Genomic DNA, 13756 nt, shown 5'->3' with positions numbered 1-13756 from the left:
GTTATTTTGATAAGTGGTTTAACAATTCATCAACTTTTTTCTCATTAAACTTCTTCCCGATCAAATTTAGAAAGCCAATCTCTTTTTCAAATGCTGTTGCATCATCCAAAATTTCACCAATAAGGGCACCCCCTTTTTCTGTTAATTTGAATCTATCTACTAATGTATCGATCAATCCTTCTGAGGAAAGAAATAAAATTGCCTGATTCAATGATGGTTCTATGTTAAAAATTGGGAGTTGAGGATTTCCATCTTCAACAATACTAATTAACTGTTTACGACGCTCCTCATTTTTTATCATCCAGCTAAAGAAATGCAGTTTTAAAAGTGATGAGGTATTACTTCTACTGGATATTTTTAGGATTAGGAGAATTACACACATTTTATATAACGGCCTAAATTCGGGATTCAGCGGAGTAGGCTTCCTGTTAAATGTTAATTTCTGTATAGCCATTTTTAAAATGATAACGGACATCGCAAAATCCAATCTGCTATGACATGATGGGTTAGTTCGTCAATCATCGATTCTGAAAGGGAATCGCTAAATTCGTTCGTCAGTCTTTTTTTAAGATCCTCTCTAATCTTAAGATACCTTTGATTATTATCTTCGGCGGGATTAATGCATAAATCCTCAACTTCGTTTTCAAAATTATTGACAACTCTTATGAAATTTTGGTACTGAACCTCAAAACTTGTTTCCCATTTTTTGATGATATCTTCTCCCTTTAAAAAATAATCGACTGTATGATATACAAATTTATCAACCTTCTCTTTAGTCTCCCTGGTAGCAGTCTGAAACCTTGCTGTATGTTTTGATAGTGCATTATTTATCAATGAAGGTTTATTTTTCTGAAATGTTTCTACCATGCTATCATGGTTTTGCAAATTAGATTTGAAGTCAAGTTTTTGCTTTGCTACACTTAAAGAAAATTGTAATTCAGGGTTTAAGTATTCGTAATCATGTATCAAGACCTCAATTTCTGGATCTATAAAAGATATTCCAGACTCCTTCAATTCGTTAGCCTTTTTATTACAATGCACGCGTAACTCTTTGCTTGTAACAATTGGAGTTAAGAAAATCCACCTTTTAATCTTAACTCCATTCAAAAGTTGTTTAATCTCTTTTTCATAGGTTTTTAGTTTACCTATATCGTCAGTAATCTTTGATCGTTGATTTTCGTATAGTTCCTTATGAGGGTAGTTTTGTTCAGGACTGTAACATTGATAAACATCGCCAGTTGATGAAATTAAACCGTCAATACCAAAGTCACCAGGTGATGCTGGTATTTCCTGATAACCAATTGATGAATATTTTATTTTGAGCGTTGATTGACAAAGTCTTTCCCAAGACTTACCATCCAATGGCCCAATATCGGTTGAGAACATAATTTATACTATTTTTTCAAATATATGCAAAGCTTTTAAGAATGTAAATGAGTTCTACTAATGATTTAATATCTCTTATAAGATTAAGTGATGTTTTGTGGGAAATGCGATCATTTTTTTAATCTGATTTGAATTTATTAATGCTTCCGTATATACTGATCATCTAATTTTACGACAACTGGACAAGTTGTAAAGTTATTGTACTAGAATAGGTAATCTAAATCTTTCATTATAGAAAATCATTTGGTACCATTTCCAGAAGCGCCGGGGTTTTATGGTGAATGTGCGGTATAGGATTTTGTTTGGGTTGGTGGGATGTTGTTTTTAAAGTGCTCAAATCTCATTTTCGCGACTTGGAAATTCTAGCTTATTCCGGTTTGTTCGATAAAGCTGAAACTTCCATCTTTGTTCTGGTAGTGGTAGTTTTCTTGCAGAAGAACTGCAATGGGGGTGTATTGCTGGTGATTATAGTGGCTGTTATGCTGTTTCTTTTTTTATGATACGATTTATTACATGGTCCTTTGCTGGCAGAGATTCTCCCTCCGGCTTCGTTAATATCTGATTTTGGGTCTGTGGATTTTTGTGCACGCAAAGCGCTTGCCATTCTGGCGGGTGTTTTGGCAGAACTTACACCTCCGGGGCCGCCGAGTCCGATAATAATTCTTATCGATATATTACCCGAGAAGATTTAATTGAATAGTTATGGTGGATGACCCAAAATGGAATCTACAAAGATGAAAAATCTTCCAAAGAGCTGCGCAACGCAAATTACTCGTGGTGAAGAGAAAATTTTGAGGTTCAAAAATAGCTTCTGTAAATCAGAAAAGCATATTTACCTCATAATAAGGCGATTGAGCTAGAAGGCTCATAATCCTCTAAATATTTAAGCGGTAGGTTTTCTCATATAGTGTGAAAGGACATTCTATCGAAACGGCAAGAAACTATTGTATACATCCTGAAGTCTTAGGTTGTCATAAGTTCTTCTAGGTAATTATTGCTCTCAATTTTTATTTAGGCCACCGCCAAACCAAAGCCATTAACAAAAAGAAATCGTTGATTTTTGCAATAGCTTTAACTATTGTGTATTTCCTCCAATTCTTTAATTTTTCTTGCCAGAGTTTGGGTATCTCCTAGGCCATCAAGTAATTCAAGCGCCCTGTTATAAAAAGGAAGGATCATTTTTGGAAATGACTTTTTTTTATGAGGGTTCTTTTCTTCGATCATCATGGCTTCTTTTATTTCTCCTGCCTTTATCAATAGTTTAGAAGTTCTGTATAACTCATCCTCCAAATTACGCTCAACAACTTTATCAATCAAGTTAAAAAAGGCAGCATCAGTAACCCTGATATTCCCTTTATTTTCATAGTAGTTTAATCGTTCATCGATTTCAATCTGCTCAATGGACGCAAAATTAAAAGTAAGGTTGTGTCCACCAAAAATGCCAAATCTTTCATCAGTCCATAAGCCTGAGTCATGCCATTCACCGAAAAAGCTAACCGTTTTAAAAAAACGCATTCCTCCTAGACCATTTGGCGTGCCAATGATTACTCCATTTTTACCCAACGGCGTATTATTTATCGGTTTATCCTCCTGATAAGAATTAAAATGATCTAAATAATTTTTCTGAAATGCGATAAAAAAGATGATCACTTCATCTACCAATGGATAGAAAAATTTGCCCGTATCAAACGACTTGTATATTACGCCGCTAATATTAATTTCAGCATCATGTAAAATGTACCGATCATCTTGTAGCGAATATGAACTATGAAAAAAAGAATTTCGGATACTGGGATAATGAATATTTTGAAAAAACTCAACGATAAAATTTTTCGCGGTATCGGTAAGCAATTCTATCAAGAAATCTTGTTTTTCGCCTATGCCAAGCAATCTTTCATGCTTTTTAGTCTTCCAAAAAAGGTAAGACGTCGCCCTCATCCCTAATATACCTCGACACAAATTTCCTATGATGTTATAAAAGTCGCTGTTCTCAAAAAACGTGGAGTATAACAGTGCCGCCATTCTTGTTTTTTCCTTCCCTGAATATTGATTGTAAAGTTCAATGTACATCTGCATGGCCTCAAACCATTCATGTAGATTAGCCTGTACTTGGGGAGATCCGATGCTCTTGTAATTGAGCAAAGTCATCACAAATTCAAATTCATTTTTAGCCTTAGCCTCATTAAAAAGGTTTTGAAGGTCATCGATAGCGTTTCCCATAAATAAATATATACCAAATTTAGGTTGAATTACTGCTCGTGCAATTGTACTGTAAGCCACCAGATCGAAAAGAGCAAATTGTCTTCAACGTCGTAGCCCATACAAAAAACAGTAAATTGAATATCTTTTTCTATACTAAATTTTTGCTGTCAATGAAATCCAATAGTTCCGTAACTAGCTTGGGAATTACTAAGCTTTCCTTTAAATCGGACCAGGTAAACTTTTTCTCCAAGATAGACTTGTATACATACTCGGCAAGACTTTTTTTATAGTCTCCCCTCAGTGTACCTCCTTGGCCCTCAGAAGTGAATTTTCTAAAACGTTTCTTTCCGTAGGAAAACTTGTCTGTAAAATAAGCACCTAACTTCAATGAGTCATCTCGAGAAGTAAAACATGAGTTCACTTCTTGCTCTTTACAACCAATCTCATCTATCAACCATTTTTTTAAGATGCGATCAGTTATGAGGTTTTCAATTTCCGGAAGTTCAGTGTTGAAATATTTAAAGTTCTTCTTTTTTATTGCCTTGTAGAATTCATGTTTGAGTTCTTTGTTAAAATCGGAATCGGCCAGCAGAAATACATTTGAATTAACAAAAAAAGATTTGATTTCCCGCATTACTAACTGATCGCCAGGATCGATGGAACTATCCATGAAGTCATAATGGATTAGATTGGAACCTGCATATTCGATAAAAGTAAAGTTCATTCCCTCAATGGGGGCGAGCCTTGCATTTTCTTCCCAACTACAATAAGCGTACATAAAAGCTCGAACATACAATCTGTCTGTGACGCCTTCTACCCAGATGGTGCAGTTGCTGACCAGTACTGAGGTGTTGAAAACGCCGAGCATTTCAAGGGTAGCATATTCATTGCCTGCAAATGATCTAATCGAGGAAGAAGTCTCGTCATTACGGCTGAAAACTAATATCTCGGTATCCGCAGTACTCAGAAGGGTTTCAGATAGTATATGGTTTGAATGGGTATTGATAAAATACCGATGGTTCTTTTTCAAAATAGCGGTGTTTTCCGAAATCGCTTTAATGAAAATGTTTTGAAAACCCGGATGAAGATTGTTTTCAGGTTCGTCTATGAAAATCCACGAATTGTCAGGCGCGGTAAAAATTGGAAACAACAAATTGATCACTGCCTGAACGCCATCGCCAAGATCATAAATGGCAACATCGTCCATCTCACCTGCAATAGAGAGGCGAATATGTTTATCGCTATTACCCTTGTTTTTTTGAGCAACAATATCAACTTCTCTGCCCTGAAAGAATACCTCGCTTATAAAAGACTCAAATTCAGTAAAGTCCTGTCGGCCTTTTTTTGATCCATTTCGTGCCAGTTCGATCTTGTCATATAAATCAAGACCGGTTTCAATACTGAGGGAGGGCACGTCTGCGAGACCATGCTGCTTGATTAAAGTTGATTTGAAAACATCTCCACTAACTCCTTCAAGCATCCTTGAAGATCTAAGAACAGGAATATAAACCATAGCCTTTCGAAAAGGCTCAAAACTTAGCGTATTTAGTTTAGTTAAATATGCAATTAATTTTCTGAAAATTTCAAGCTTAAGGTCAACGTGCTCGACCCAATCTCCCTCTGGGGTATTAGGCAGGGTTAACCTAATGTTGGATGCAATGTTTCCGGAAGCAGCAGGAAACGGGTTGCAATCTCCTGCATCTTGTATTTGAGTATACATCTTAAAAAGACAGTCGAGCACCGGCATTACCAGTGAAATGAGTTTCTTAATTTCTGAAAATCCCTCCTCAACAATAGTAAGTAGTAATTGATCGTTAATGTTTTTTAGGTGTTCGGCAAGCTTTCCCAAGTGTAACGAATTATTTGGCGAGCTGTGGACAGAAAAGTAATTATTCAGGTCTTGTGAAGCCTGGCTTTCATCAATCGATCCGCTAAAACCCACCATAATAATATGTTCATTGATACTTTTTGCAGAAACCGCAACAAGTGGCTTAAAGATTTCTAGACTTTCCAAATAATCTTGATTGAGATCAAAATCACCCTCTAATAAAAGTTTTGATTCAAGTTTGATAATATTCCGTAAAAACCGACTTTTCCGACTGTTATTAGCTCCGATAATGATGTTTACATCCTTAAGTTGATTTAAAAAGATAGCAGGTCGACCATTCTGTATGAACTCTGACTTGTTTATTGTATCCTGTAGACGAAGAAAATTCATGTATATTGAGAGATTAAATTTTGTGCACAATTTAGATTATTTTCACCTAAATTATCTGATTTTTCAACAGGTGCTCGTTTTTTTGAGATTGTAGATTTAAATACAATTGATGAACTATGTTTAACGCCGACTGAGCAGTTCCGGTTGGTTATAAGGAAATATGCCAAGGTGTTTCACTAACTTAATAAATAGGCTTGGGAGTCTTTGCTCTTTTCCGGGAAGTGAACTAACCCGCTAAAGTAAATAGGATAGGGGCGATGCGCTGCTGCACAAGACCAAGTGCTAACGCTGTCGTTTCTCTGGGCAATGATTTTCATCCCGGACTATTTGTAGGTATCTTTGCTCCAGAGATGAAAAGCGAGCATATACAGGAAACCTTCGGAAACATTGACATTTATATGTTCGACCAGTTATTAAAAGGCACTTATGATGAGTGCAAAATTGTTTTAGATGCTGGATGTGGAACGGGAAGGAACCTGCTTTACTTTTTAAGAAGTGGTGCACAGGTTTATGGGGTAGATCAAAATCCTGAAGCGATAGCAGAGCTTAAAAAGCTGGCCAGTGCCTTTCCCCATATCAATCCTGAAGAAAGTTTCAGCATAGGGCCTGTGGAACAATTGCCATTTGAAAATGAAAGTTTTGATCTGGTTGTTAGTTCTGCCGTACTGCACTTTGCAGAAAACCAGGAACATTTTGAAGCGATGTTAAGCGCCATGTGGCGTGTACTTAAACCCGGTGGGTATTTCTTCTGTCGCCTGGCCTCGGAAATCGGTATTGAATCACTGGTCCGTTTTATCGGAAATGGCAGGTATATTCTTCCGGACGGATCAGAACGGTTCTTGGTTAACCAGGAAATGCTGGTCAGGCTCACCAAAAAACTTGGGGGACAACTTCACGAGCCCATCAAGACGACGAATGTACAGAACATGAGGGCGATGACCACATGGTGTGTGCGGAAATAATATCCGATTTAAAAAGTTTAGCATAGCATATCCATCAGCTGTCACCCCATTTCGCTTTAAAGTGATCACCTATTCCGGAGCAAACATCTAGAAAGATGAGCTCACTTTAAACTTATGTTTCAGCAAAGTCCGAAATCCAGGATCATTTTAATAGATATCAATAATTTGGTTAAGCTCTGTTTGTACCGAGCTATCCAAGAGAATTAAAATTTTGCGTAAGTTTGTTTGAATCCAGAATCTAAAATAAAGAAGTTGAATACATATCTCAAAAAGGCTAAGTTAGCGGGTTATAGGACAATACGCAGTGTGGAAACTGAGTTTAAGCCGACGTTAAACATCATCATTGGAAAGAATGGAAGTGGGAAGACTAATTTTTTATCCTTCCTATACAACGTACTGCAACTGGACTTTAAAACATTCGGAATTTTCAGTTTTCAAATTGAATTGGGTGGCGAACATGGCTGTGAGATATCTGCCTCTCAGGGTTTAAAGACGATAAAAAATAAGAACAAGCCACTATCCAGATTTTTCATTAGTGATCCGTTGATTATCTATAAATCAGAGCAGGGATACAAAACTTTTCCCAGTGCGAAGGAGTTTCAAAATGAAATGCCTATGCTACTGGAGGGTGTTCAACTCATCTCTCATGGTATAGACAAGGAGGGATTTGATCTTTTACTGAATACTCCTTTGGGATTTTCTGTACAACTAGAAAATGGAACGAGTGAGGATCTCCTTTTTCAGGCGAGTACCGAGAATTCATTTTTCATAACCAGTGTATTTACTTCTTTGTTACTAAAGATTTATAGTTTGGATAGGGAGAATTCTTTTTCAGAGGACCTTTTAGATCAAGTTATTAATTTTACTTTTGATGACATATTAGAAAATATTAACTCTGATATCAGTGTCTATTTACCTATCGAAAAAGTACGGTTAAATCCAAACTACAAATTTTATGAGGATCTGGAGAATTCATCGCTCAAAGTTGAAGGCATTTTACTAGATTTTTATGTGCATGGAAGCTGGTTGCCATTTTCAAGTCTAAGCGATGGCACAAAACGGCTATTCTATATTTATGCTGAAATTTTGATATCCGGTCATTTTGATAATAGGCTAAAACTGATGCCGGCAAAAGATAAAATTATTTTGTTGGAGGAGCCGGAGCTTGGTATTCATCCCCATCAATTTCACCTGGTAATGCTATTTCTGCAGAGAGTGAGCAAGCATAATCAGTTGATCGTGACTACACATGCACCACAGGCATTAAACATATTTACAACAGAGGAATTGGATGCCGTTCATATCTGCTCGTTTAATGCAAATGAAGGAACAAGAGTAAAAAGATTGTCCCATGAACAGTTGACTAAAGCTAAATACTTTATGAAAGATATGTACTTGAGTGATTATTGGATGAACTCTGATCTCGAGGAATAGTGAAGGTAGGTTTAGTAGGCGAATCTCCGCACGACACGAAAAGTGTCCAGAATTTATTGTCGAGAATGTATCCTGAATTGGAATTTAAGAATCTCATCTCTAACATTCATGGTTCCATGCTGGATCACCAGCAAACCAAGAATAAACTTAGAAAAGAATTTGAATTCTCAAAGCCGGATGTAGTAGTATTTATCAGGGATTTGGATGCCTTGCTCAGTAATAGGGTAGAACTTAAAAAACGCTTGGAATATTTCCGGGAATTCAGGACGGTGGTTGATAAAAAGGCTGTATATATGTTGAATATATATGAAATTGAGGCATTGATTCTTTGTGATCTGGCTACATTTCGCGTTCATTACGGTTGCGAATGTGCTGAAGTCGGCGCTCCGCACGAAATTGAAGAGCCAAAGGAATTTTTAAAAGCTATTTATAAACGTTACAACGAAGTACACAATCCTGAATTGTTTGCAAAACTAGAATGTCAGCTACTGTTGGAGCGATCAAAACACTTTAGGGAATTTATTGCCAAATTTGATAGAGCGATTAATTAAGCGAATCTAATGGAGATTATTGCTGCCTTGAAGTTATTAATGGCATTTAAGGTGATTTAATGCGTGCAATCATATTGAGGGACAAAATCGGCAAAGGAATGTCGATAATGCAATCACAATAAGAGTCTCCTGTGGTTCTCAGTAATTTTCTGTGAATGAGATAGTTTATCGGTAAGAAAACCTGGTCCAAGAAAGGGCGGTTATAGAACATTTGCATATGGATTTAAGAAAAAAAATGAGGTCTGAAAGGGAATTAAATCCATTCAATGACAAGTTCGACGAAAGCAAGGTGATGAAAGTGCTTGCTGACCTCACGGGGTCGAAAAAACTTGAACAAGAAGGCCTGGGTATTTTTCTTACAGCCTTTTCTAGTATTCAGATGCACGGTTTTTATGTTGAAATTTATGATGTACTCAAGAAAAGAATTTTAAACAGCGGTACCGATACTAATATCTTGTCTGAAAGGCTAATCACTCTTACGAATAGGCATTACCAGATAATTATGGAGGCGGCTATGAAACGGGAGATAGCTGCAGAAAGCCATTTTGAGGATTCCTTTAAGAGGAAAATCCCGTCTGCTGACCCGAGTGTAGGAATGATAGAAACTGCTGCTGCAATGGAAACAGAAATTGATGCACTGCATATCTCATTGAATTTTATCTCTCATTTCAGGGGATTGCCTACATCCGATCCAGCTAAGCCAGATATTTCCTATGTTGAGGACTGCCGTTCTATCTCGAAATGGAGTTCCATACTATTTGTGGTCAAACATTGTTATGATGACTGTGTATGGAACAATGGGCAGATGGTTTTCAGTAAGGATAGTGGTGAGTTTCGTATTACGTTTGATGAGCCTAGAAACTTACTGCTCAACAAAGCCGGTTTTTACCGTCTTTTAAGAAATTCGCAGGCCGTGTACTACATGTTAAAACAGTGGCATCAGAAGACAACAAAGGTTGAACGTGGCGATGTTTTTTTTGAAGAACGGAAAAAAAACGTTCAGATTGCCAGTGTGGCTCACACTGCGGGATATGTATCATATTTGCTAGAAAGTGGTGAGGACAACGAGGAAACCGATTTCGAAATCCATAATAAAGCTGGTCTAGAGGCATATTATAACTACATTGATAATGTTTCACTTCCCAAAATGCCAACGCTTACATTGAACGACCTGGTTTGCATGTTAAGTCTTGTCCAACATCTGTTCAGAAAGGCTGCTCAAAACTGCTTCCGCTCTGATGTGATGAAAAGGGCAGATTTTGATAATTTTCCAGTAAAGATCAAGCGGCAGATGCTGAAGGAGTATTTATTAGAACGAACAACCTATAAATCGGATCAGGTGGACTCATTTATAGATCTGCTTACTAACCCTCAAGACAAGCGAATTAACTTCTGGAACTACCCCTTTGTCGCTTCGAATGAAGATCTCGTATTTCCGCTGTTGACCATAATAGACCCCATCTTACTCTACCTTATCGACAGGTGGCTTGAGGATGCAGGATATGATCTTGATAAAAGGGGGGGGTACTTTGAAAAATATATCAAAGCAAGCATTGCCAGGATCCTGAACAAGAAAAAATATTTTTTCTACATCCCAAGTTCGCCCAAGTTATATAATAAATCAGGAAAATACGAAGAGATCGATTTGCTTCTCAATCTGAGAGATATTGTGGTTGTTGGAGAAGTAAAGTGCGAAAAATATCCTATGGAGGTTAGAGATGGTCATAATGGTCTTGCGCGACTTAAACATGGCAGCCTGCAAGTTATCCGAAAAGCGGCATTTATACTTGAGAATGCTGATGACTTATCGGCCCAGATAGGAGAGATAAAAGGAAAGGAAATAGTAAAGCTCGTGATTACAAACTATCCTTTATATACTGGTTATGAGCTGAATGGCGTCGCAGTTGTTGACTATTTTTTAATCGAATCTTATCTGTCGTCTGGCCGGATTACAGGCAATGCAGTAACGTCTGAGAATGGATTTATAACGACCAGTGAAACATCCGAGATTGTACTACAAACATCCGAAGATGAACTGAATGCAAATTTCAAATCAAATATGTATTCACCAAAGGCGGTAGAGGAAGCCTTGAAGCTGGTAAAACTCACAACAAATAAAATAACTCCTGAAGGACTCAACCTCCAAATTTATGCGCAATCTGCCGAATATATTGCGTAGCTTATTATGGCATTATAATGCCAAACAAGCTTACCGCTCCAGAGTTAAGGTCTGATTTTATACCAGTTACAAATTATGAACGGCCAGATCTGGCAGCTGTTGCGATTTTCTATGTACTTACAGAAGGCTTTTATCTTCCTAAGTTCCGTTCCAGAATGTGGGTGTCTCAATGCAAGCAGAAGTGTACGAGACAGGGTTTTTGCGATTCAGCTCGGGAAAGCAGAACACTTTTATTACCTCTGTTTTCTATTCGGTTAACGCTCGAAAGGAAACAGAGATATTATTCTATACTTGTGAATGTGAAAAAATCACTTACTATTGAATTTCCAGTACTAGGTGATCTGGCTTCACGATTTGAAGGATATCTTCCCTCGTGACTAAATGATTATCGGCGGTAAGGATCTTACAGGCTAATTTTTCCAAAGCCATCCAGGAACCGGACTGGTTAATTAGTCTGTCGATCAGTTTATCAGATTTAATAGCGAGTAAAATGCCGTCAAAACCAATGTTCTCGTGAAAGTCAATCATCGCTTCACACCATAACTTATCGCTACCACTCAGAAAAGATGGAAGTGTATCCAGTTGTAAAAGAGGCAGCTTTAGATACTTCAGTTCCGCCATCGGACCTGCGACGGCAACACAATACCTCATCTTTGCCGCATTCAATAATGTTTCTTCTTCACTTGGTTTATATTGCACCAATCCGTCTAGAATATCGGCAATGATGGCCACCCCAGGTGTCAATAAGCCAAAGTCATATTTTGTTACACCTCCCCATTTTAACTCTTCGTTGATTTTTAATTGACAGGATAACACCTTAACCCCCATGAAGAGGGCACCTAGCACATGGCCAGCTTCGTGATGGGCCACTAATACCTTTTCCTGTGAGAACCCGTTAAAAATTTCAGCTACAGAATGTTTTGGATCAGTAATCATTGCCTATATAGTTTTATGGCCATTAATTGGTACTTCTTTAATATTAAAGTTTTAAGAGATATATGATGATCTATTTCGATTTCGTTCGGTTGATCAACTATTTCTTAGTTGTCTTGTGATTTTTATGTGCGCGAGAATAGCAATTAGGGCGGAAATAGCCTTTTTAAAGCGACGATCCAGCAGATGATACTTTGGTGTTTTACTTAGAATTAATTCCTTAGAGGAGGTTTGTCTGCGTTTTAGGCCAGTTTATTTGCGTTAAAGGCTGATTTTTTTGCGGGCATTAAATGAACAGTAAGTGTTTCATGTTGAATATATTTTCAATTTAGTTTGTATTGTCTGGTCGTATGTCTGCAATAAGTTTAAATGGAAATGTCATACCTCTACCATCTGCATCTGAAAGAAGTATGCTCAGATCTTCTGTGGTAGTGTTTACTACAATCGAAGTTAATATACCTGGAAATACATCTCCGTTTTTCATACTAACAATTACATTCATCCCTACTAGTTGGGCTGCTTTATTACTAAGTTCTTCCATTGGGGTCTTGTTTAATTGGATGCAAAAATAGTGTTTTTAGATGCATTATTTAGGCTAATTTCGCCTATAGTTCTGTAGACCAGCAATGGTTTCGACAAAGTTAATCAGGATTGCTTTCAGTTGTATTTGACCACTTTTGTAGAATTTTTTCCTCAAATTTTTTTATGAGATCGAGGCCATTAGTCATAATTTCTAACAAAGCAATGCAAAAGGTAAAATAGGTATCATCATTGACCATGTTTGCGATCATTAGTTCTTCTGCATTTAATCCAATCAATTTTATAGGGGAATGGTACCTGCGGTTCATATGGGCAACTTTGTTTCGGTATGCCCAAATGCTATCTATCGCTCGAATGACAGGTGATGTTTGGAATGGAACATCAAATAATTTGGACGCATTTTTAAACTTTGCAGACCAAGCTTCCCCTGTGGTAAATAATCCTGAAAGCTGATCAATATATTTCGATTTCATTTCCTCGAGCGAATTAAAAGTAACCAGATCCATTCTGTTCAATGTAAGGTCCTTAATGTCCAATCCTCGCCTCAGAAGATTGGAGTGATTCTTTAGCTGTAATCTAATGAGGTCACCCAGATAGAATTCGGTAGCAGCGGTGTAATTCAAAACCGCACTGGAAATTGCATTTAACCGAATTTCTTTGGTAAGAAAATCTTGTTCATTTATTGATCTGTCTAAGATGCTAGAAACTTCGTTATAGATGTTAGGGTGTGCTTGTAACGCGTGCTGTAATTTTAATGCCCAGGTTGAAAAATCGGAATCCCCGGCTTGGCTGTATAAAAGTAATTCTATTCTGATTCCGCTAAATGTGCTGAGTAATCTGGCTTGACACGCTGTAAACATGTGTTTTTAGCTAAGTTAAATTTATGAAATATATAATTTGAAAACTATTGGTGTTGGCAGAAAGCCCATTTTCCTAAATCCCCGTAAGGAGATAATACAAGGTCCTTAAAGTTGACTCAGGGGGCCATTTACGATTAAACTGTTTTCAGATTTAACAACGACACTAAAATATCTGTTTTCTGAAAGCCAATAACGCTTTTCGGAATTGAAAGGAATACCTTCATCTTGAAATTTTTGGATAAGATCCATGCCGATATTTCCTTCTTGTCTGAGTAGCTCGTCATGCAGAATTGTCTGATCATTTAAATCTTTTTCCAGCTGTTTTTGTAATTCGGTGGTCTCGTTAAACTTTCCATTATCCTTGGCCTGCTGAATTTTTAGACGGATATTACCTATCCTTTCTTTTTGATCTTTAACTTCCTGTTTTTTTGCAAAGTAAATGTTTGCTAGTTGCTCTGTAGTCATTTTTATGGGTTTATTTACAAGGTACC

The 13756-nt window shown here is 37.2% G+C and carries 13 protein-coding genes; 4 read left to right on the top strand and 9 right to left on the bottom strand.

Features of this window, described 5'->3' with window-relative positions:
- Position 1: 1 nt before the first annotated feature.
- From ACTJKN_RS02665 to ACTJKN_RS02645, 5 genes are all read right to left on the bottom strand, one after another.
- Positions 2 to 454 (bottom strand): hypothetical protein, encoded by a 453-nt coding sequence (locus ACTJKN_RS02665; protein ID WP_440822437.1) that lies wholly within the window; start codon positions 452 to 454, stop codon positions 2 to 4.
- Positions 455 to 456: 2 nt separating this feature from the next.
- Positions 457 to 1386: a hypothetical protein gene (locus ACTJKN_RS02660; protein ID WP_440822435.1), complete on the bottom strand. Its 930-nt coding sequence runs from the start codon at positions 1384 to 1386 to the stop codon at positions 457 to 459.
- Positions 1387 to 1753: 367 nt separating this feature from the next.
- Positions 1754 to 1990, bottom strand: a complete 237-nt coding sequence (locus tag ACTJKN_RS02655; RefSeq protein WP_440822433.1) for a hypothetical protein — start codon at positions 1988 to 1990, stop codon at positions 1754 to 1756.
- Positions 1991 to 2457: 467 nt separating this feature from the next.
- Entirely contained in the window at positions 2458 to 3606 is a 1149-nt protein-coding gene (locus ACTJKN_RS02650; RefSeq protein WP_440822431.1) for a hypothetical protein, read from the bottom strand.
- 130 nt (positions 3607 to 3736) lie between these two features.
- Entirely contained in the window at positions 3737 to 5806 is a 2070-nt protein-coding gene (locus ACTJKN_RS02645) for an AAA family ATPase (protein ID WP_440822429.1), read from the bottom strand.
- Positions 5807 to 6063: 257 nt separating this feature from the next.
- On the opposite strand from ACTJKN_RS02645, the gene ACTJKN_RS02640 reads away from it, so the two are divergent.
- From ACTJKN_RS02640 to ACTJKN_RS02625, 4 genes are all read left to right on the top strand, one after another.
- Positions 6064 to 6768: a class I SAM-dependent methyltransferase gene (locus ACTJKN_RS02640; protein ID WP_440822427.1), complete on the top strand. Its 705-nt coding sequence runs from the start codon at positions 6064 to 6066 to the stop codon at positions 6766 to 6768.
- A 252-nt stretch (positions 6769 to 7020) separates the two neighbouring features.
- Positions 7021 to 8202 (top strand): AAA family ATPase, encoded by a 1182-nt coding sequence (locus ACTJKN_RS02635; protein WP_440822425.1) that lies wholly within the window; start codon positions 7021 to 7023, stop codon positions 8200 to 8202.
- Positions 8202 to 8753 (top strand): DUF4276 family protein, encoded by a 552-nt coding sequence (locus tag ACTJKN_RS02630; RefSeq protein ID WP_440822423.1) that lies wholly within the window; start codon positions 8202 to 8204, stop codon positions 8751 to 8753. Before ACTJKN_RS02635 ends, ACTJKN_RS02630 begins: the two co-directional genes overlap by 1 nt.
- A gap of 217 nt (positions 8754 to 8970) precedes the next feature.
- Positions 8971 to 10932 (top strand): hypothetical protein, encoded by a 1962-nt coding sequence (locus tag ACTJKN_RS02625; protein WP_440822422.1) that lies wholly within the window; start codon positions 8971 to 8973, stop codon positions 10930 to 10932.
- Between the two features lie 315 nt (positions 10933 to 11247).
- On the opposite strand, the gene ACTJKN_RS02620 is transcribed toward ACTJKN_RS02625, so the two are convergent.
- The 4 genes from ACTJKN_RS02620 to ACTJKN_RS02605 form a co-directional block, all read right to left on the bottom strand.
- Positions 11248 to 11868, bottom strand: a complete 621-nt coding sequence (locus ACTJKN_RS02620; RefSeq protein WP_440822420.1) for a hypothetical protein — start codon at positions 11866 to 11868, stop codon at positions 11248 to 11250.
- 325 nt (positions 11869 to 12193) lie between these two features.
- A complete protein-coding gene (locus ACTJKN_RS02615; protein WP_440822419.1) occupies positions 12194 to 12406 on the bottom strand; it encodes a hypothetical protein in 213 nt (70 codons plus the stop codon).
- A gap of 100 nt (positions 12407 to 12506) precedes the next feature.
- Entirely contained in the window at positions 12507 to 12878 is a 372-nt protein-coding gene (locus ACTJKN_RS02610) for a hypothetical protein (protein ID WP_440822417.1), read from the bottom strand.
- A 492-nt stretch (positions 12879 to 13370) separates the two neighbouring features.
- The gene (locus ACTJKN_RS02605; protein WP_440822416.1) at positions 13371 to 13730 is read right to left on the bottom strand and encodes a hypothetical protein; all 360 of its coding nucleotides are present in this window, start codon (positions 13728 to 13730) and stop codon (positions 13371 to 13373) included.
- Positions 13731 to 13756 lie beyond the last annotated feature (26 nt).

Source organism: Pedobacter sp. 22163 (assembly GCF_052045595.1).
In the GTDB taxonomy this organism is placed as follows: domain Bacteria; phylum Bacteroidota; class Bacteroidia; order Sphingobacteriales; family Sphingobacteriaceae; genus Pedobacter.
This window is presented reverse-complemented; position numbering and strand designations above follow the sequence as displayed.

Coding starts and splice junctions, on each gene's coding strand:
- ACTJKN_RS02640 (WP_440822427.1), top strand. CDS start 6,064: ATGCGCTGCTGCACAAGACCAAGTGCTAACGCTGTCGTTTCTCTGGGC.
- ACTJKN_RS02625 (WP_440822422.1), top strand. CDS start 8,971: ATGGATTTAAGAAAAAAAATGAGGTCTGAAAGGGAATTAAATCCATTC.
- ACTJKN_RS02605 (WP_440822416.1), bottom strand. CDS start 13,730: ATGACTACAGAGCAACTAGCAAACATTTACTTTGCAAAAAAACAGGAA.
- ACTJKN_RS02620 (WP_440822420.1), bottom strand. CDS start 11,868: ATGATTACTGATCCAAAACATTCTGTAGCTGAAATTTTTAACGGGTTC.
- ACTJKN_RS02665 (WP_440822437.1), bottom strand. CDS start 454: ATGGCTATACAGAAATTAACATTTAACAGGAAGCCTACTCCGCTGAAT.
- ACTJKN_RS02655 (WP_440822433.1), bottom strand. CDS start 1,990: ATGGCAAGCGCTTTGCGTGCACAAAAATCCACAGACCCAAAATCAGAT.
- ACTJKN_RS02615 (WP_440822419.1), bottom strand. CDS start 12,406: ATGGAAGAACTTAGTAATAAAGCAGCCCAACTAGTAGGGATGAATGTA.
- ACTJKN_RS02645 (WP_440822429.1), bottom strand. CDS start 5,806: ATGAATTTTCTTCGTCTACAGGATACAATAAACAAGTCAGAGTTCATA.
- ACTJKN_RS02610 (WP_440822417.1), bottom strand. CDS start 12,878: ATGAAATCGAAATATATTGATCAGCTTTCAGGATTATTTACCACAGGG.
- ACTJKN_RS02660 (WP_440822435.1), bottom strand. CDS start 1,386: ATGTTCTCAACCGATATTGGGCCATTGGATGGTAAGTCTTGGGAAAGA.
- ACTJKN_RS02650 (WP_440822431.1), bottom strand. CDS start 3,606: ATGGGAAACGCTATCGATGACCTTCAAAACCTTTTTAATGAGGCTAAG.